At 51.1% G+C, this 18,808-nt stretch carries 17 protein-coding genes; 16 read left to right on the forward strand and 1 reads right to left on the reverse strand.

Translation table 11 applies throughout. From position 1 onward, the window contains the following. Nucleotides 1–24 precede the first annotated feature (24 nt). The 11 genes from purS to ACEN86_RS03665 all read left to right on the forward strand — a co-directional run bounded on the left by purS (nt 25) and on the right by ACEN86_RS03665 (nt 12,901). The gene (purS, locus tag ACEN86_RS03615; RefSeq protein ID WP_127199388.1) at nt 25–267 is read left to right on the forward strand and encodes a phosphoribosylformylglycinamidine synthase subunit PurS; all 243 of its coding nucleotides are present in this window, start codon (nt 25–27) and stop codon (nt 265–267) included. A 5-nt stretch (nt 268–272) separates the two neighbouring features. Continuing rightward, complete coding sequence (gene purQ, locus ACEN86_RS03620) at nt 273–962, forward strand: phosphoribosylformylglycinamidine synthase subunit PurQ (protein WP_495633002.1); 690 nt, start codon at nt 273–275, stop codon at nt 960–962. Further along, complete coding sequence (gene purL, locus ACEN86_RS03625; RefSeq protein ID WP_495633003.1) at nt 940–3,183, forward strand: phosphoribosylformylglycinamidine synthase subunit PurL; 2,244 nt, start codon at nt 940–942, stop codon at nt 3,181–3,183. The genes purQ and purL overlap by 23 nt, the downstream gene beginning before the upstream one ends. Then, nucleotides 3,168–4,646 carry an amidophosphoribosyltransferase gene (gene purF / locus ACEN86_RS03630; protein ID WP_495633004.1) on the forward strand — a complete coding sequence of 493 codons (1,479 nt, stop codon included), beginning with the start codon at nt 3,168–3,170 and terminating at the stop codon, nt 4,644–4,646. The genes purL and purF overlap by 16 nt, the downstream gene beginning before the upstream one ends. A gap of 414 nt (nt 4,647–5,060) precedes the next feature. Continuing rightward, nucleotides 5,061–6,104 (forward strand): phosphoribosylformylglycinamidine cyclo-ligase, encoded by a 1,044-nt coding sequence (gene purM / locus ACEN86_RS03635; RefSeq protein ID WP_495633005.1) that lies wholly within the window; start codon nt 5,061–5,063, stop codon nt 6,102–6,104. Further along, complete coding sequence (gene purN / locus ACEN86_RS03640; protein ID WP_495633006.1) at nt 6,104–6,715, forward strand: phosphoribosylglycinamide formyltransferase; 612 nt, start codon at nt 6,104–6,106, stop codon at nt 6,713–6,715. Before purM ends, purN begins: the two co-directional genes overlap by 1 nt. A gap of 243 nt (nt 6,716–6,958) precedes the next feature. Beyond that, nucleotides 6,959–8,506, forward strand: a complete 1,548-nt coding sequence (purH, locus tag ACEN86_RS03645; protein WP_495633007.1) for a bifunctional phosphoribosylaminoimidazolecarboxamide formyltransferase/IMP cyclohydrolase — start codon at nt 6,959–6,961, stop codon at nt 8,504–8,506. Between the two features lie 76 nt (nt 8,507–8,582). Next, nucleotides 8,583–9,848, forward strand: a complete 1,266-nt coding sequence (gene purD / locus ACEN86_RS03650; protein ID WP_495633008.1) for a phosphoribosylamine--glycine ligase — start codon at nt 8,583–8,585, stop codon at nt 9,846–9,848. Nucleotides 9,849–10,147: 299 nt separating this feature from the next. Continuing rightward, complete coding sequence (locus ACEN86_RS03655) at nt 10,148–11,074, forward strand: ring-cleaving dioxygenase (protein ID WP_495634207.1); 927 nt, start codon at nt 10,148–10,150, stop codon at nt 11,072–11,074. A gap of 206 nt (nt 11,075–11,280) precedes the next feature. After that, on the forward strand, nt 11,281–12,543 hold the full coding sequence (gene ilvA / locus ACEN86_RS03660) for a threonine ammonia-lyase IlvA (protein ID WP_495633009.1): 1,263 nt from the start codon (nt 11,281–11,283) through the stop codon (nt 12,541–12,543). A gap of 190 nt (nt 12,544–12,733) precedes the next feature. Continuing rightward, nucleotides 12,734–12,901 carry a hypothetical protein gene (locus tag ACEN86_RS03665; RefSeq protein WP_495633010.1) on the forward strand — a complete coding sequence of 56 codons (168 nt, stop codon included), beginning with the start codon at nt 12,734–12,736 and terminating at the stop codon, nt 12,899–12,901. 166 nt (nt 12,902–13,067) lie between these two features. On the opposite strand, the gene ACEN86_RS03670 is transcribed toward ACEN86_RS03665, so the two are convergent. Beyond that, entirely contained in the window at nt 13,068–13,769 is a 702-nt protein-coding gene (locus ACEN86_RS03670) for a DUF1129 family protein (protein WP_495633011.1), read from the reverse strand. A 401-nt stretch (nt 13,770–14,170) separates the two neighbouring features. Between ACEN86_RS03670 and ACEN86_RS03675 the strand changes: the two genes are divergently transcribed. From ACEN86_RS03675 to ACEN86_RS03695, 5 genes are all read left to right on the forward strand, one after another. Further along, a complete protein-coding gene (locus tag ACEN86_RS03675) occupies nt 14,171–14,488 on the forward strand; it encodes a hypothetical protein (RefSeq protein ID WP_495633012.1) in 318 nt (105 codons plus the stop codon). 113 nt (nt 14,489–14,601) lie between these two features. Next, nucleotides 14,602–15,432 carry an alpha/beta hydrolase gene (locus tag ACEN86_RS03680; protein ID WP_495633013.1) on the forward strand — a complete coding sequence of 277 codons (831 nt, stop codon included), beginning with the start codon at nt 14,602–14,604 and terminating at the stop codon, nt 15,430–15,432. A gap of 191 nt (nt 15,433–15,623) precedes the next feature. Then, complete coding sequence (locus tag ACEN86_RS03685) at nt 15,624–16,289, forward strand: hypothetical protein (RefSeq protein WP_495633014.1); 666 nt, start codon at nt 15,624–15,626, stop codon at nt 16,287–16,289. Nucleotides 16,290–16,436: 147 nt separating this feature from the next. After that, a complete protein-coding gene (locus tag ACEN86_RS03690) occupies nt 16,437–17,300 on the forward strand; it encodes a DODA-type extradiol aromatic ring-opening family dioxygenase (protein ID WP_495633015.1) in 864 nt (287 codons plus the stop codon). 209 nt (nt 17,301–17,509) lie between these two features. Next, nucleotides 17,510–18,574 carry a DUF3048 domain-containing protein gene (locus ACEN86_RS03695; RefSeq protein WP_495633016.1) on the forward strand — a complete coding sequence of 355 codons (1,065 nt, stop codon included), beginning with the start codon at nt 17,510–17,512 and terminating at the stop codon, nt 18,572–18,574. Nucleotides 18,575–18,808 lie beyond the last annotated feature (234 nt).

Here is an 18,808-nt window from a genome sequence, read left to right on the forward strand (position 1 = left end):
AGATACCCTTCCGGAGGGAATCAAGTGAAAGCAATCGTCTATGTTACCATCAAGCAAAGCGTACTCGATCCACAAGGTGTAGCCGTTCAAGGCGCACTGCATTCTGTAGGTTTTCAAGAGGTAGAAAGTCTGCGTATCGGAAAATATATCGAAATCGAGCTGAACACGGATGATCGTGCAGAAGCAGAGAAACGGGTAGCGGCTATGTGCGAGAAGCTGCTGGCGAATACCGTCGTGGAAGAATACCGTTTTGAATTGGAGGGCTAACCAACATGAGATTCGCAGTACTGGTATTTCCGGGCTCCAACTGTGATATTGACTGCTACAAGGCAGTAGAAGATACGATTGGCGAACCTGTTGATTATGTATGGCATACAGCGACCGATCTGTCGGCCTATGATTGCATCCTAGTTCCGGGCGGGTTCTCCTATGGGGACTATCTGCGCTGCGGCGCGATTTCAAGATTCGCTCCGGTCATGGCTGAAGTAGCCAAGGCTGCTGAGCAGGGCAAATATATCTTGGGAATCTGCAATGGATTCCAGATTCTTACCGAAGCCGGACTGCTACCAGGCACGCTGCGCCGGAATATGTCGCTTAAGTTCCTCTGTCATGATACCGTGCTTCGTGTGGAGAACAATGAGACTCCTTTTACAAGTGATTATGCCAAGGGTGAAGAAATTATTGTTCCGATTGCACACGGTGAGGGCAATTACTACTGTGACGAAGAGACGATGGCTAAGCTGAAGGCGAATAATCAGATTATTTTCACATATGCAAGCAACCCGAACGGGTCGCTGAATGATATTGCAGGTATTTCCAACGAGCAGGGCAACGTGGTAGGTATGATGCCTCACCCAGAGCGTGCTGTGGATAGTCTGCTTGGATCGGAAGATGGCAAAAGAATGTTTACATCCATTTTGAAGGCATGGAGGGATCGACATGACGCAGCAGTTGTCCGCTAAAGAACCGACGGCGGAGCAAATCGCCGAACAGCAAATTTACAAACAAATGGGTGTATCTGACAGCGAGTATGAGCTGATCTGCGGTTTTCTCGGCCGTAAACCGAATTATACGGAAATTGGCGTGTTCAGCGTAATGTGGTCCGAGCACTGTGCCTACAAGAATTCGAAGCCGCTGCTTCGCCGCTTCCCGGTAACAGGCCCGCGTGTCCTGATGGGACCGGGTGAAGGCGCAGGTATTGTGGATATCGGCGACAATCAGGCCGTCGTGTTCAAGATTGAAAGTCATAACCATCCATCTGCCGTTGAGCCATATCAAGGCGCAGCTACAGGCGTGGGCGGGATTATCCGTGATATTTTCTCCATGGGTGCTAGACCTGTGGCTGTTCTGAATTCTCTGCGGTTCGGTAAGCTTGAGAGCGACCGTGTAAAATACTTGTTCGAGCATGTGGTGTCCGGTATTGCGGGATACGGTAACTGTATCGGAATTCCAACCGTCGGCGGCGAAGTGATGTTCGATGACAGTTATGATGGCAATCCGCTGGTTAACGCGATGTGTGTCGGTCTGATCGACCATGACAAAATCCAGCGTGGTGTCGCCAAGGGTGTAGGTAACCCAGTGTTCTACGTAGGTCCTCCAACAGGACGTGATGGAATCCATGGTGCGACATTTGCATCCGAAGAGCTTACAGAAGAGTCTGAAGCGAAGCGTACAGCCGTGCAAGTCGGCGATCCATTCATGGAGAAGCTCGTGATGGAATCCTGTCTGGAGCTAATTGATTCCGGTATTGTACTCGGAATTCAGGACATGGGCGCAGCAGGTCTTACGTGCTCCAGTGCAGAGATGGCAAGTAAAGCCGGCAACGGACTTGAGCTGTATCTGGATCAGGTACCACAGCGTGAAGAAGGCATGACGCCTTACGAGATGATGCTGTCTGAGTCTCAAGAGCGGATGCTGTTCGTGGTAGAGCCGAAGGATGAAGCGCAGGCTCAAGAGATTTTTGACCGCTGGGGCGTAATTTGTGCCAAAGTGGGTAAAGTGACGGACGACGGACGTCTGAAATTGTTCCATCACGGCGAAGTAGTTGGCGATATGCCGGTAACTGCGCTCGTGGATGAGTGCCCGATCTACGACAAGCCATCTGCAGTTCCAGCTTATTATGAAGAGAATGCGAATGTAGATACCCTGCGTTACCCTGAAGTTACGGATCTTGGCGGAGCCTTGGAAACGGTTCTTGCTTCCCCAACTGTAGCCAGCAAAGCATGGATCTATGAGCAGTATGACTATATGGTTCGGACAAGCACTGCTGTACGTCCGGGATCTGATGCGGCCGTGGTTACAATTCGCGGTACACGCAAAGGTCTTGCAATGACTACAGACTGTAATGGACGTTATGTATATCTGGATCCGGAAGTTGGCGGACGGATCGCGGTAAGTGAGGCAGCGCGTAATATCGTATGTTCCGGTGCTGAGCCGCTGGCGATTACGGACAACCTGAACTTCGGAAGCCCGGAGAAGCCGGATATTTTCTGGCAGATGGAAAAAGCGGTTGACGGCATGGCCGAAGCCTGCCGCGTCCTGGATGCTCCGGTTATCGGCGGTAACGTCAGCCTGTATAACGAGAATGCCAAAGGTGCCATTTACCCGACTCCTGTCGTAGGAATGGTAGGTCTCGTTCATGATGTAGACCACATCACAACACAAGGATTCAAGAAAGAAGGAGATGTGATTCTTCTTCTGGGTAACACCAAGGCTGAGCTTGGCGGAAGTGAGTTCCAAAGTGCGGTTCATGGTGTGACTGAAGGGCGTCCGCCTGAACTGGATCTGACTGTGGAGCGTACCTTGCTGGATACGGTTCTTGCCGCTATTCAACAAGGACTGGTTCAGTCCGCGCATGACTTGTCTGAGGGCGGCCTTGCTGTGGCTCTTGCAGAATCCTGCATTAGCGGCGGCATCGGAGCCCAAGTCAATATAGATACTGAGCTTCGTCACGATGTGGCCTTGTTCAGTGAATCGCAGTCTCGTATCCTGCTGTCGGCAGGGCCTGAGAAGGCCGCCGAGCTTGAGAAATTTATATCGGAACGCAATGTTCCTGTTAACGTGATCGGCCGTGTGGAAGGAACAAGTCTTGTAATTGACATCAACCGCGCTTCGGCCTTGAACAAACCGGTGGAGGGCTTGAAGCAGGTCTGGGAGGAAGCTATTCCATGTCTGATGAAGTAATACCGCAAGGGTTATGGACAGGAGACTATTTTAACGAAGGCTCAGGACGGGATGGAATCTTTGATAAGCTCAAAGAGGAATGCGGCGTGTTCGGAGTCTTCGGACATCCGGATGCCGCAAGCCTGTCTTATTACGGGCTCCACGCGCTCCAGCACCGCGGAGAGGAAAGTGCCGGACTTTGTGTAACGAATGGCGGCGACTTCAACTACCACCGCGGTATGGGTCTGGTCAAGGAAGTATTCGATAAGGACCGCCTGGCTTCATTGATCGGTGACCGTTCAATCGGACACGTCCGGTATTCCACCAGCGGGGACAGTAAGCTAACAAATGCTCAGCCGCTGGTCTTCAAATACCGCGATGGGGACTTGGCTGTGGCGACGAACGGCAATATCGTCAATGCGCCGAAGATCCGCCGTGAGCTGGAGCAGAGCGGGTCGATCTTCCAGACGACAAGTGACACCGAGGTCATCGCGCATCTGATCGCTCGTTCTTCCAAGGACTTTGTCGAAGCAGCCAAAGATGCGCTTCAGCAGATTGTCGGCGGTTATGCCTTCCTGCTGATGACGAACGATAAGATGCTTGTCGCATCCGATCCGAATGGACTGCGTCCGATCTCGATGGCGCGTCTAGGGGATGCCTACTTGTTCTCCTCCGAGACTTGCGCATTTGAGACGATTGGGGCGGAGATTATCCGTGATATCGAGCCTGGCGAAATGCTCGTGCTGGACAAGAATGGACTGCGTGAGGATCGTTTTGCAGAGCCGCAGCGCAAGGCACTCTGCGCGATGGAATATATTTATTTTGCGAGACCTGACAGTGAACTGAATGGTTCTAACCTGCATTCTTCCCGCAAAAGAATGGGCCGCCGTATGGCCCAGGAATCCTTCGTGGATGCGGACGTCGTTACTGGCGTACCCGATTCGAGTATCTCGGCGGCGATTGGTTATGCGGAGCAGACGGGTATTCCTTATGAGCTTGGGCTCATTAAGAACAAGTACACCGGACGCACGTTCATCCAGCCGAGTCAGGAGCTGCGCGAGCAGGGTGTGAAGATGAAGCTTAGCGCCGTGCGCCGAGTGGTTGAAGGTATGAGAGTCGTCATGATCGATGACTCGATCGTCCGCGGGACAACATCCCGCCGGATCGTTAACCTGCTGCGTGAAGCTGGGGCAACTGAGGTGCATGTACGGATTACCTCACCGCCTTTCAAGAACCCGTGCTTCTACGGGATTGATACCCCGGACAGCAGAGAGCTGATTGCTTCATCGAAGTCGATCGAAGAGATCCGCAAGGAGATCAACGCCGACTCGCTTGAATTCATCAGCCCAGAAGGCTTGATTGAAGCCGTGGCCGGCAATAACGTGAATGATTACAAAGGCGGCCTGTGCATGGCCTGCTTCGATAACGACTACCCAACCCGTACGGATTTCAACGGAGAAGAGCAGTTTGGGTGCAGCTGCTAATATCTGCTTTGTTCTTGATTTAGCATAGATGTAAAAGTCGAAACTTCCTTTTGTTCTACAATGTTGCTGGGAGAATTGCTCTTATATTTAGAGTGGTTTCAGGCCTTCTTGTACATCCCAGCGGAGAGGACGGAATCGTCCTGAAGAAGCGCCAGCGTTCGCCTTTGCCTTCGGATTTCTACCGCTATGGCGGTTCAAATCAAGAAATCGGGAGGCAACAGCGATCGTAAGGATGATCCGTCTGCGGAGCGGGCATGAGCTTTAAAGGTTTGCCGTGATCCGTCCGCCCAGCGGGCCGTAAGGCTTTTTCCGCGTTAATACTTCACCCTCTTAACTATTAACACAAACGGCATTAATCATATAGCGAGTGTATCTATATAGAACCTTAATAAACCATAAGGAGCGTGTCCTTACGTGTCTGAAGCATACAAAAGCGCCGGCGTCGATATCGCGGCAGGCAATGAAGCAGTAGAACGGATGAAGAAACACGTCAAGCGGACTTTCCGTCCGGAAGTGATGACGGATCTTGGAGGCTTCGGCGCCTTGTTCGGTCTGAACAAGGATAAATATGAGGAGCCCGTGCTGGTATCCGGTACCGATGGAGTGGGAACCAAGCTGAAGCTTGCTTTTGCGATGGACAAGCATGATACGATCGGCATTGATGCCGTGGCGATGTGTGTGAACGACATCATTGTTCAGGGTGCGGAGCCGCTCTTTTTCCTCGATTATCTGGCATGCGACAAAGTCATTCCTGCCAAGATTGAAGCTATTGTAGCTGGTATTGCTGAAGGCTGTGCCCAGTCAGGGTGCGCACTCATCGGCGGCGAGACGGCTGAAATGCCGGGCATGTACAGTGAAGGGGAATATGACATCGCCGGGTTCACCGTAGGTGTTGTCGATAAAAGCAAAATTATTAACGGAAGATCCATTCAGGCTGGAGATACGGTGATTGGTCTTGCGTCCAGCGGTGTGCACAGCAACGGCTTCTCTCTAGTACGCAAAGTGCTGCTTGAGCAGGCCGGATACAGCTTGCAGGACAAGCTGGCTGAACTGGATGGAGCTGTTCTTGGCGACGTGCTGCTTGAGCCAACCAAGCTGTATGTGAAGCCAGTTCTTGAACTGATTCAGCAGGTTGAAGTTAAAGGCATGGCTCATATTACGGGCGGTGGCTTTATCGAGAATATCCCACGGGTGCTTCCGGAAGGCGTGAATGTCGATATCGAGCATGGATCGTGGCCGATTCTGCCGATTTTCAACCTTCTCCAAGAGAAGGGCAGTGTAAGTAACCGCGACATGTTCACCACGTTCAACATGGGAATTGGCTTGGTGATTGTAGTCGGTGCAGACCAGGCTGAGCAAGCGGTTAAGGTACTTCAAGAACAAGGTGAGAAACCTTATATTATCGGAAAAGTTACCGAGGGTGAGCAGGTCGTCACTTTCACAGGGGCTGAAGTGTAATGAGTTCCTACCGTATAGCGGTGTTTGCTTCGGGCCAAGGGACAAACTTTCAGTCCCTTGTAGATGCGGCGGGGCGCGGAGAACTGGGCAGTGCGGAGATCGCACTGCTCGTCTGCGACAAGCCTCAAGCTCCGGTGGTGAAGCGGGCAGAACAGGCGGGTGTCGAGCACTTCCTGTTCCAGCCCAAACAATATGCGAGCCGGGAAGAATACGAACGCGAGATTGCTGCTGAACTGGAAAAGCGAAGCATTGACCTCATCGTACTTGCCGGTTATATGCGTCTGCTTACCGCGGTGCTTGTCGAGCCCTATGAAGGACGAATGATTAATATTCATCCTTCACTGCTCCCTGCTTTTCCCGGGGTGAATGCGATCGGGCAGGCTTATGATTACGGCGTGAAGGTTACCGGTGCAACGGTTCACTTTGTGGATGGCGGTATGGATACAGGGGCTGTAATTGCCCAGCGAACCGTTGATATTCGTGAAGGCGAGAGTATCGAGTCTGTTGAAGAGCGGATCCACGCTGTCGAAAAGGAAATCTATCCGCAGGTAGTTCGTTTGCTCGCTGAGGGCCGGGTTAAGCTGGAAGGCCGCAAGGTGGTTTTGACCTGATTCCTGTCGAGATCGTAAGTCAATAGTTATGGATTTGGTCCAAAATGTATATTGAGCAAGAACGATGATACCAGACGTGATAAGGAATCGACGCTTTTATCGTTTTCGATATTTCCCGAGAAATATTGCCGCATATTGGAAATCAAACGCACTTGCAGATCAAGTATTCATACATGCTGTTGAAATGTGTTTAGCGCCAAATTTTCAGACAAAATGTGTTGTCAAAATAAGGAGGAGCCAATCGTGAGTATCAAAAGAGCGCTGGTCAGCGTTTCGGACAAAACAGGGATCGTGGAATTTTGCCGCGAGCTGTCTAAGCTGGGTGTAGAGATTATTTCAACAGGGGGAACCAAGAACCTCTTGGCCCAAGAAGGGGTACCGGTTATCGGAATTTCCGACGTAACAGGATTCCCCGAGATTCTGGATGGCCGTGTGAAGACTCTTCACCCTGCAGTGCACAGCGGTCTGCTGGCTGTACGTGATAGCGAAGAGCACCAGGCTCAAATGAAAGAGCTGGGTCTTGACTACATCGACATGGTTGTCGTAAACCTGTATCCATTCCAGGAGACCATTGCGAAGCCGAATGTGGAGTACGAGGATGCTATTGAGAATATTGATATCGGTGGACCAACCATGCTTCGCTCGGCAGCCAAGAACCATGCTTTCGTCAGCGTTGTCGTCGATTCTTCGGATTATGCGGGCCTGCTTGAGGAAATCCGTGCACAAGGCGACACCACTCTCGAGACACGCAAGCGGCTTGCGGCAAAAGTATTCCGTCACACGGCAGCTTACGACGCGCTGATCTCTGATTATTTGTCGAACGTAACAGGCGATCCGCTTCCAGAGCGTTTCACGGTAACTTACGAGAAGATCCAGGATCTTCGTTATGGCGAGAATCCGCACCAGAAGGCGGCTTTCTACCGCAAGCCATTGGCTGCGGCCGACACGCTTACCAGTGCTGAGCAGCTGCACGGCAAGGAGCTTTCTTACAACAACATTAACGATGCGAACGCTGCCCTTCAGATTGTAAAAGAGTTCGAAGAGCCTGCTGTTGTCGCAGTCAAGCATATGAACCCATGCGGCGTAGGAATTGGACGCAGTGTGCTGGAAGCTTTCCAAAAGGCACATGCAGCAGATCCAACCTCAATCTTCGGCGGAATCGTTGCAGCTAACCGCATCATTGATGAGGATACTGCTCTACTGCTCAAGGAGATCTTCCTCGAGATTATCCTTGCTCCAGGCTTCACCGACGAAGCACTTGAAGTATTAACGAAGAAGAAGAACATTCGTCTTCTTAAAGTAGGAGAACTGCAGTCCGGTCAGAACAGAAAGAGCCAGTTCGTGGTGACTTCGATTGACGGCGGTATGGTCGTTCAAGAGAGCGATGTTCATTCTGTGGACGCTGCTGATCTGAAGGTCGTTACGGATCGTCAGCCTACAGAAGAAGAATTGAAGCAGCTTCTGTTCGGATGGAAAGTAGTTAAGCATGTGAAGTCTAATGCGATTCTGATTGCAAAAGATAGCATGACAGTAGGTGTCGGTGCAGGGCAAATGAACCGCGTCGGCGCTGCGAAGATTGCGATTGAACAAGCGGGAGAGAAAGCCAAAGGTAGCGTACTGGCTTCGGATGCCTTCTTCCCGATGGGAGATACCGTGGAAGAAGCCGCTAAAGCCGGCATTACAGCAATCATCCAGCCGGGCGGATCGGTTAAGGACGAAGAGTCGATCAAGGCCGCGAATGAGCATGGGATTGCCATGGTATTCACAGGCGTTCGTCACTTCAAACACTAGAATAATGAACAATTAATATCAGAAATTAGCTTTATAATCATTCAACTGATTAACAATTCGGAGAGGGGGACATTCCTTGGATATATTGGTGATTGGCGGAGGCGGTCGTGAACACGCGATCTGCTGGGCGCTTGCGAAGAGCCCGAAGGCAGGTAAGATCTTCTGCGCGCCGGGAAATGCAGGAATCGGCGAGGTCGCCGAGATCGTGCCAATTCAGGTCAGCGAGTTCGATCGTCTGACGGCTTTTGCACAGGAAAAGCAGGTAGGGCTTGTCGTCGTTGGACCCGATGATCCGCTTGCGGACGGAATCGTGGATGCTTTTGAAGCGAAGAATATTCCGGTATTCGGTCCTCGCAAGAATGCGGCTCACATTGAGGGCAGCAAGACCTTCATGAAGGATCTTCTGCGCAAATATAACATCCCTACTGCTGCTTACGAGAAGTTCGATAACTATGAAGCGGCGCTGGAGTATCTGCGCAGCCAGCCTGTCCCTATCGTGATCAAAGCGGACGGACTGGCCGCGGGTAAAGGGGTAACCGTAGCCTTTACCCGTGAAGAAGCGGAGAAGGCGCTTGCGGACATTATGGTAACTCAGGTATTTGGATCCGCAGGAAGCCAGGTAGTTATTGAAGAGTTCATGACTGGTCAGGAGATGTCCATTCTGGCTTTTGTCGATGGAGAGACAGTACGTCCGATGTCGGCTGCTCAGGACCATAAGCAGGTCTATGATGGAGATAAGGGCCCGAATACAGGCGGAATGGGAACGTATTCCCCGCTGCCGCATATCGCGGATTCCATTATTGAAGAGGCCATTGAGACGATTATCAAGCCTACGGCTAAAGCAATGGTGTCCGAGGGGCGCTCGTTCCGTGGCGTATTGTTCGCAGGGCTCATGATCACGCCAGACGGCAAGCCGAAGACGATTGAGTTCAACGCCCGCTTCGGTGACCCGGAGACTCAAGTCGTGCTGCCGAGGCTGAAGAGCGATCTGCTGGAGATTTTCCTCTCTGCAGTGAACGGGACTTTGGATCAAGTAGAGATTGAGTGGAGCGATGAAGCTGCGGTCTGCGTCGTACTCGCTTCTCCTGGATATCCGGCTTCCTATCCGAAGGGCCTTGTAATTAGCGGTCTGGATCAGGTACAGGATGCGCTTGTATTCCATGCAGGAACCGCCAAGAACGCGGATGGGGAATGGGTAACGAATGGTGGACGTGTACTCGGCGTAGTTGGCCTTGGGCGCGATATTGCGGAAGCAAGAAGCAAGGCCTATGCAGAGGCGGAGCGAATTGCTTTTGAGGGCAAGCATAACCGTACGGATATTGCAGCCAAAGCACTGGTGTAATTCAGGTAATATGGGGGAACAAGTGGTTGTGAACTTGATCTGATAGTTCATGCCATGCGGAGCATAATTAGAAATAGACGATTCTAGAGATCTACTCTAGCAATAAGAATAAGAAAGCTATGGGCGCCATTCTTCGGTACAACGGGGAGTGGCGTTCTTGCATTTGAAGTCCTGCGGGTAGAGGTACGTTAACCAGAGGGCGGTTGGGATGGAAGAAAGATGAAATTGACTAATGTCGTCTTTTATAATGTATACATAGACTTATATCCGAACTAGGAGGAAGCGCTGTGCCGATTACGATGGGAATTCATCATATCACGGCTTTCGTTAGCGATGTGCAGGCGAATGTGGATTTTTATACGGGCGTACTGGGGTTAAGGCTGGTAAAGAAAACAATTAATTACGATGTGCCGGATGTCTATCATCTGTATTTCGGCAATGAGACCGGCAGTCCGGGAACGGTCATGACCTTCTTCCCTCAGGAGGATGCCCATGTGGGAACGATCGGTGGAGGGCAAGTAGGGGTCACTGTGTTTGCTGTGCCTCCCCGGAGCCTGTTGTATTGGCGGGAGAGACTCGGGAAGTATGGGATTCAGACGATGGAGAACACAAGATTTGGCGAGGAGTACATCCGGTTCACGGACAATTCAGGTCTTCTCATCGATCTGGTGGAACGAATAGAAGGCAGACCGAGCGGCTGGACGGAGGGAGGGGTGCCAATCCCCTATGCAATCAAGGGCTTTGGGGGTGCGATGCTGTTCAGTACGGCGGTTAGCAGAACACAGTCTGTGCTGGAGGATGTGTTAGGCCTAACTCGGTTTGGGGAAGATGAAGGACTGGTGCGGTTCAAGGCGGCTGGCAATCTGGGCAACTGGATCGATATCAGCACGACAAGCATTCCTCGGGGGGAGATGGGAGCAGGGACCGTGCATCACATCGCCTGGCGTGCAAAGGACGAGCAGGAGCAGCAGCAGTGGCGCGAGGTGATCGAGAGGTATGGTATGCGCGCCACAGATGTGAAGGACAGGCAGTACTTCAAAGCCATGTATTTCCGGGAGCCAGGCGGGATTCTGTTCGAGATTGCGACAGATTCGCCGGGATTTGATGTGGACGAGCCGGAGGCGCTGCTGGGCAGTACGCTAAAGCTACCTGACTGGCTTGAGCCGCAGCGGGAGCAGATTGAGCGGCAGCTGAAGCCTTTTGAAGTGCGGCCCCTTGAGAGTTGAGAGGGGTAATCTAATGTGATTAATGACAGGACGAGCCAGCACTCAGCACATGGGAATCGTACGCTCAGGCCCACCAGCCAAAACTTTTCAATAGTGCAGGGCTTGAACTAAGCGGAATATAGGTGTATTTTAGACAACAAAGTGATAGGTATGGCTTGAACGAGAGAGACGCATGCCATAGCTGGCGAAGAAATGAGGAGAGAGAAATGACACAAGGAGAGAACCCTACTGTAGGGATGGAAGATATCATACGTGCGCATCATGTCCTCAAGGAGGTCGTAGTCCGTACACCGCTTCAGCTGGACCGGGCTTTATCTGCAAGATATGACTGCCAGGTGTATTTGAAAAGAGAGGATCTGCAGGTGGTCCGCTCCTTCAAAATCCGCGGTTCTTACAATATGATCCGTAATCTGACGGAAGAGCAGCGTGAGCGGGGCATTGTGTGCGCTAGCGCGGGTAATCACGCCCAGGGCTTCGCCCTATCCTGCCATGCCTTGGGCATCCGGGGGCATATCTATATGCCGAGCACAACACCGAATCAGAAGGTGAGGCAGGTCAAGCGCTTTGGCGGTTCCGATGTCGAAGTCATATTGACGGGCGATACGTACGATGATGCCTATGCAGAAGCGATGAAGGCATGCCATGAGCACGGCATGACTTTTGTACACCCCTTCGATGATCCCAAGATCATTGCCGGTAATGGCACAATCGGAATGGAGATCATGGAGGGCCTCAGTAGCCCTGCTGACTATGTTTTTGTGACAATTGGAGGGGGAGGCCTTGCAGCGGGAGTAGGCTCTTATGTCAAAATGGTCAATCCGCAGACCAAAGTCATCGGAGTTGAGCCGCTTGGCGCGGCTTCCATGAGTGAAGCACTCAAGGAGAAGCAGGTTGTTACGCTTGAGACGATTGACAAGTTCGTGGACGGTGCCGCGGTAAAGCGTGTAGGTGATTTGACCTACCAAATTTGCTCCAGCGTGCTTGATGATATTTTAATGGTTCCTGAGGGCAAGGCTTGCACCTCCATTCTTGAGCTGTATAACGATAATGCGATTGTTGTTGAACCGGCAGGAGCACTGCCTGTAGCGGCACTGGACCTCTACCGGGAAGAGATACGGGGCAAGACGGTGGTATGCGTCATCAGCGGCGGGAACAACGATATTGACCGGATGCAGGAGATTAAAGAGCGCTCGCTGATCTACGAGGGTCTGAAGCATTACTTCCTGATTAACTTTCCTCAGCGCGCAGGGGCTCTCCGTGAGTTCCTGCAGGATGTGCTCGGCCCGAATGACGACATTGCCCGCTTTGAGTATACGAAGAAGCATAACAAGGAGAATGGCCCTGCCCTGGTTGGCATAGAACTGTCTTACCAAGAGGATTATGTGCCGCTGATCGAACGGATGAGGGCGAAGGGGATTGCTTTTACGGAGCTGAACCGGGATTTGAATTTGTTCAATCTGCTGATCTGATAGTATAGAAAAAAGCTTGGCTGCCGATTGGAGTGCTGGGATGCACGTGATCGGAGTCAGGCTTTTTATTTTGATAAAAAGTATAATTTTACAATATAATGAAATTAAAGGAAAACTTTTCTCGTTTCATATTGTTTTTATTTTTGAAGGAGGATGAAATCATACCATAATAAATTAAGGGAGTGAGTTCATGAACAAATTAAGACTAATTTCGATCGCAGGCCTTATCTTGCTTCTGCTCGGTTTCTTTGGCTCATATGTAGGCATAGACTTAGGCAAGGCAGCTGTTAATACCATCATGCTGCTTGGAGTATTACTTCTGTTGGTAACGGAATACTCAATACGAAGAAGCAGGTGAAAGGGGTAGGGCGATCATTCTCTTGATTTTAGATAGAGGAGGGTCGTCTTTTTTATGCGAAAATTATGCAGGTCATAAAGATTTCTATGCGGTACAACACCAAAAGCAGTTCATAGGAGAACTTCCTTCTCCATACGAACTGCCAGGGAGCTGCTTAAGAATAGATTTAGTTATGGGCGACCTGCTTGGGTCCCCTTGGCTTGCGGAGGAAAAAGAATCTCTGGCCAGCGAGGCCAACGATGAAGATGACCAGGCTGTCCCACGGCGATACGACGAAGGCGGGGAGGAAGATCACGAGCAGCACGCCGATGACCACGATGGCTGCCATAATGCCGATGTAGATCCCCATCTCCTTAGATGTGGCTTTGACCGGTTCAGCAGGTCTTCCCTTCTTGGATTCCGGCTTGAGGAACCGGGTCATCAGCTCAATCAGCAGAATCGAACCTAGTGAGATGATCAGCAGGGTAGCGGTACTGATGCGGGTATAGGTCAGATCACCGCCGAACCATTTGCTGAAGAAGCCGGTAAGCATCATGATGAAGAATACCCAAGTCAGCGCTACCCATGGGATCATGGTGTAGTACTTCACTTTGTCCTTCATGCTGCGCGGTTGTCTGATCGACATATCAGCCACGAGCTGGGAGCAATAGGCCTTTGGACTTTCTCCGTACAGCTCCTGGATAGGACGGTTATTATTCTGAGCGGTCAGGATATCCTGTGCCAGACCCAGAAGAACCTCTTCGCCCTTCGCTTCACCTAGTGAGCTTGCCCGCAGGCTGCGCACCATCTCGCCGAAAAATGTATCATTCTCGGGAGTCATATAATCTCTTAGTCGATTCGTTTCTTTAATCATTTCATGGATGTACATGGCTTTTATTATTCTCCTCTTCGTGTATGTATATAGCATATACACTTTGTTTCTAGGGTGTTTCGCTATGAAATCCTATTTTTTCCATTCAGAACACGACATAAAAAAAGGACAGAACCAGATACCCCGGCCAGCAAGCTTATCGGGAAATTTGGTATTAATCTTGCCCAAAGTATACTTAAGCTTATGCAACCGCGCAAGGGACCAGGGAAGTGTTCTTCACCCGGCCATCCCGGGATATCAAGCTGGACGAATAGGACGATCTGTCCCTTATAGCGGTGATAGCTGCTTCCGGGAAGCAGAATAAATTGGCCTCTTCTCTCCCACACTATATGAAATGATCCAGGCCTAAAAGGCATGGTGATTGGTGATATCATCCCAAGGGACAAGGAGAGATTGACATGAGCAAATTCAAATCGGAATTAACCCGGCGTTATCTGCTGAACAGCAATTCTCGTGAAGTTAAGGATGAGGTAGTCAAGGAAGGCCAGGATGTAGAGCTGGGTCAGGATATTGAAGCAGTAAGTGATGTCCGTTCAGTCCGGGGAGCGGACCATGATCGCAATCTTGTCATTGGGGCGAATGTGGAGTTCGCTTCGGAAGCTGAGGCATCAGGTGAATTGGAGGGGGAGTCCAGTGCTCTCCATAATGATATTTTTCTAAGTAAGTGGGATGGCAAAGAGAAAACCCATGAGTTTTACCGGCGTTCCTACGAATAAAATACAAGGATTGACACCCCTTATCCGTGATGATAAGATGAGTTTAAACTAATTCATATTAAACTTATCGGATTTATATAGTATATCCTCACGGATCAGGGAGATGGAGATTCATGGAGAGACAAATCATTATCCAGCATCAGAATGAAGAGATTACAGCCAGTGTTCACTACCCGGCAGCGGGAATCAAGAAGAGCGGTCCTTGCAAGGAACGGGTTCCGCTTGTCATCATCTGCCACGGGTTCGTGGGAAGCCGGATTGGGGTTGACCGGCTGTTCGTGAAGACTGCCAGGGACCTGGCTGCAGAAGGATATCTTGTGATTCGCTTCGATTATATCGGCTGCGGGGAAAGCACAGGCTCATACGGGAAGGAAGGCCTTGAATCAATGGTCAACCAGACCCGCACGGTACTGAATTATGGGGAGACTATTAGCGATGTCGATCCTACCCGGATCACCCTGATCGGTCATAGTCTGGGCGGGGCCGTAGCACTGCTGACCGCGGTTCGTGACCGCCGGGTGAAGAATCTGGTGATGTGGTCTTCGGTGGGTTATCCGTTCAATGATATTGTGAAAATCACGGATCGCAAGGTATACGATGATGCCATGAAATACGGGCATTCGGATTACCTCGGATATGAATTCACTCCCGTGTTTTTTGAGTCCCTGGGTACTTCACAGCCCTTCCAGGAAGCCACCAAGTTCACGGGGAATGTGCTTGTCATCCATGGAACCTCGGATGACGAGATTCCAGTTGACTATGCGTTCCTCTTCCAGAAGGTGTTTTGGATGCGTGCAGAAGGGCGCTGCGACAAGGAGATTATTTTCCAGGCAGACCATACCTTCTCTGTAGGCGAGCATCGTAATCAGCTGATCAAACGAACAAAGGACTGGCTCAATGAGCAGGAGTCCGTTCAGACAGATTGGCAGCACTGGATGATATGAGATAGGTTAGTTCAGTCCATACAGATTGAATCCTAAGCGTGTATCGGGGTAGAGTACCGGTACACGCTTATTTGTTTTGTGTGGGGAATAAAGCGATATTTGCGGCAGACTCGTATTTCTCAGCCAAATTTCAGATTATTAGGGTATGCTCATGTTATCAACTTTATTAGCAAAGGAGCCGTAATCTAGTTATGAACAAGAGCCGTAAAGTATTCATTCCAGCTATTCTGCTCACCTTAGCCGCACTGATCCTCATTCTGTATGGCCAGTTCGGTATACAGAAGCAGCTTCCGCCTGATAGAGAGGCGAACTATTCAGGACAAGGCACCGTAACAGGACAAGATTCAGGAACCGGCTCCCGCCCGGAACGGGGAGAACGTGAGGAGGGACCTGAGGAGATCTTCACGACTCTCGGGACGATTGCCGTATTCTCTGCTGCCGCGAGCTATGCCTGGGTCACCTTGAAGAATAAGCGTAGATCCGCATCCATGATCGTTCGGAGAGGGGTCAAACTCTTCTATGCCGTGCACACCTATACGGGTTACTTAGCTCTGCTCCTGATTGCTATCCATGGTGTGTACTTCTTAATCCAGGGCACGAAGCAGGATTCGATTCTTACAGGAATAGCTGCATTTGCCCTGCTGCTCACTACGGGTGTCTACGGCTTTCTGATCAAAAGGGTACGTAACAAGTACATGCGGACTGTCCATTTAGGACTGGGGTCTGCCTTTCTGGCAGCTGGACTGGTACATGCCGGGGGCTCGGCCATTCTGGCTGTCCTATGTGTGATAGGTCTGTGGGTATTGGTCCGGATCTTGGAACGGACGGCTTCTGGAACACCAGCCAAGACAGCTTAAGCTGGACCTGCGGCATGTAAGCTGGATAAGACGCTATCATATCCCAGTCTGCATAGGTGCGGGGCTTACGGGATATATGGTATTCTGCTGCAGGAAGCGATACAATACAAGTGTACCTATTATTTGGCGCATGGAGGTGGCTTTCTCGTGACATTACCTGCATTTTTTGTTGCACACGGTTCGCCTACACTGGCCTTGGAAGACAGTGAATACACCCGGTTTCTTCAGAAATTAGGACAATCGCTGCCTGCGCCGAAAGCCGTTGTCGTCTTCTCCGCCCACTTTGATTCACCGGACCAGCTGGTCACAGGTGACGAGGTCCTGAATACGATACATGACTTCTACGGATTCCCGGACGAGATGTATGAACTCACTTATCCGGCAAAAGGTCACACGGAGCTCACGGAGGAGATTGGAAGCTTGTTCAGGAGAGGAAATCTTCCTTACAAGATTATCGCAGACAGAGGACTGGACCATGGGGCTTGGGTGATCCTTAGGCTGATGTATCCTGACGCTAATGTGCCTGTAATCAGTCTTTCCGTGGATTCCAAGCGGTCTCCGAAGGAACAGTACGAGATTGGCCAAATGCTGCAGAGTCTGCGTGAACAGGACGTTCTGATTATCGGAAGCGGAGGAACGGTTCACAATCTACGTCTGCTGGGTTCGGGCAAGCCTGCTGCCTGGGCGGCTGAATTCGATAACTGGATCGGTTCCCGTCTGGAGGATTGGAATCTTAGAGATCTGTTCGATTATGAGAAAAGAGCCCCGCACGCCCGCGAGGCTGTGCCAGAGTATGGAACGGAGCACTTCATTCCTCTATTCTATGCGATGGGTGCGGCGGATAACGACCGGCAGGCCCATAGACTGTTCCAGGATTACCAATACGGAACGCTCAGTCTGAACTGCTGGCAGTTCGGAAGCTCAGATTTATCTTCAGACCCCAATTCAGATAAAGCTTCAGATGCAGCATCAGCTTCAGAGGTAGACTCAGTTGCAGACACGGGCGATTAATTCCCCAGGCACGCATTCTTCGGGCATATTACGTTCTGGGTCAATTATGTTCTAACCCTTACATTTATAATTCTTCAGGCGCAGACCCAATCGGGGCTGTGCCTTATTTAATTTTCTTAACATCATTCAGATGCCGAGGAGTTTATTTCTTCCACAGGGGCAACATTACAATTATAATGGTGACAAAAAGAACTCACGGGAGGACTACGATGACTCTTCGTTCCCTAAATAAATTGCTCCTTACCCTGGCTGCAGCCTCCATGCTGCTGGCCGGGTGCCAGTCCGGTGATACGGCGGCTCCGGCGCCGCCTGTCAAGACGGGGGAGACCCCGGCTCCGGTGGATCAGCCGGTGACTGCACAGCCGTCCTCGTACATCTCCCCGCTGACCGGGGAGCCGCTGGATGCTCCGATGCAGAACAGGCCGCTCGCCGTGATGATCAACAATGCCCCGGCGGCACGCCCGCAGTCCGGGCTGCTGAGCGCGGACATCGTGTATGAGGTGCTGGCTGAAGGCGGAATTACCCGCCTGGTCGCCATCTTCCAGAGCGCCGAGAATGCAGCGAAGATCGGGCCGGTGCGCAGTATCCGGCCTTATCTGATCGATCTCGGCGAGAGCTATCACGGCGTGCTGGTGCATGCCGGCGGCAGCACCGATGCCTATGCGCTGATCCAGAGCCTTCACAAGGAGGATCTGGATGAGATCTCGAATGCAGGCGCTTACTTCTGGCGGGACAAGTCCCGCAAAGCGCCGCATAATCTATATTCGAGCGGGGACAAGCTTATAGCGGGTGCACGCAAGCGCGGGTACTCGCTGCAGGACAGCGCAGTTCCCGCGTACACTTTTCACAAGAAGGATGACCCGGCTGCCGGCGACCCGGCCTCCAAGGTAGAGATCAAATTCCTGCTGGACAGCTATCATGTCTCCTATATTTACAACGCCAAGACCAAGGTGTATGAACGCTTCATTGGCAAGAAGGCCCATAAGGACAAGGATTCCGGGACCCAGCTGTCTGCGGAGAATGTTGTGATTCTTGGCGCAGATCATCAAATTCTGGACAAGGTTGGCCGCCTTAGCGTGGACCTGAATTCTGGCGGCAAGGCGATCCTGCTCCAGCGGGGCAGAGTCATTCATGGACAGTGGGTGCGGAAGAAGAATGATGTAATCCGGTTCGTGAAAGACGGAGCGGAAGTCCCCTTTTACCCGGGAAAGACCTACTTCAGCATCGTGCCGAATAGCCCAAGCTTTGACAGCCATGTGACCATTACGAAGTAAGATCAGGCCTTGCTTTAAGCTTTTCTGTAAGATATAGGTTAAGTAAGGATGACCGTGGAAAAAATGGGGCAAAACATATAAATGATGTGAGAAAAATGTTTGCTGTAAATATTACATTTACTTTACAATCGGATATAGAGATATGGTAAGATAACAAAGGTTATCTTATGGTGACCTGAAGCGGGACTTTGGACAGGCGTCCGGGTTCAATTTTGGGTCCGGCAGACTTTTTGA

This window comes from Paenibacillus sp. Paensp111, assembly GCF_059492195.1.

Bases quoted from the DNA above. Each gene is read 5' to 3' on its own strand.
- ACEN86_RS03695 (WP_495633016.1), top strand. From the start codon at position 17,510: ATGACTCTTCGTTCCCTAAATAAATTGCTCCTTACCCTGGCTGCAGCC.
- ACEN86_RS03685 (WP_495633014.1), top strand. From the start codon at position 15,624: ATGAACAAGAGCCGTAAAGTATTCATTCCAGCTATTCTGCTCACCTTA.
- purL (WP_495633003.1), top strand. From the start codon at position 940: ATGACGCAGCAGTTGTCCGCTAAAGAACCGACGGCGGAGCAAATCGCC.
- purF (WP_495633004.1), top strand. From the start codon at position 3,168: ATGTCTGATGAAGTAATACCGCAAGGGTTATGGACAGGAGACTATTTT.
- ACEN86_RS03670 (WP_495633011.1), bottom strand. From the start codon at position 13,769: ATGTACATCCATGAAATGATTAAAGAAACGAATCGACTAAGAGATTAT.
- ACEN86_RS03675 (WP_495633012.1), top strand. From the start codon at position 14,171: ATGAGCAAATTCAAATCGGAATTAACCCGGCGTTATCTGCTGAACAGC.
- ACEN86_RS03680 (WP_495633013.1), top strand. From the start codon at position 14,602: ATGGAGAGACAAATCATTATCCAGCATCAGAATGAAGAGATTACAGCC.
- purQ (WP_495633002.1), top strand. From the start codon at position 273: ATGAGATTCGCAGTACTGGTATTTCCGGGCTCCAACTGTGATATTGAC.
- purN (WP_495633006.1), top strand. From the start codon at position 6,104: ATGAGTTCCTACCGTATAGCGGTGTTTGCTTCGGGCCAAGGGACAAAC.
- ilvA (WP_495633009.1), top strand. From the start codon at position 11,281: ATGACACAAGGAGAGAACCCTACTGTAGGGATGGAAGATATCATACGT.
- ACEN86_RS03655 (WP_495634207.1), top strand. From the start codon at position 10,148: ATGGGAATTCATCATATCACGGCTTTCGTTAGCGATGTGCAGGCGAAT.
- ACEN86_RS03665 (WP_495633010.1), top strand. From the start codon at position 12,734: ATGAACAAATTAAGACTAATTTCGATCGCAGGCCTTATCTTGCTTCTG.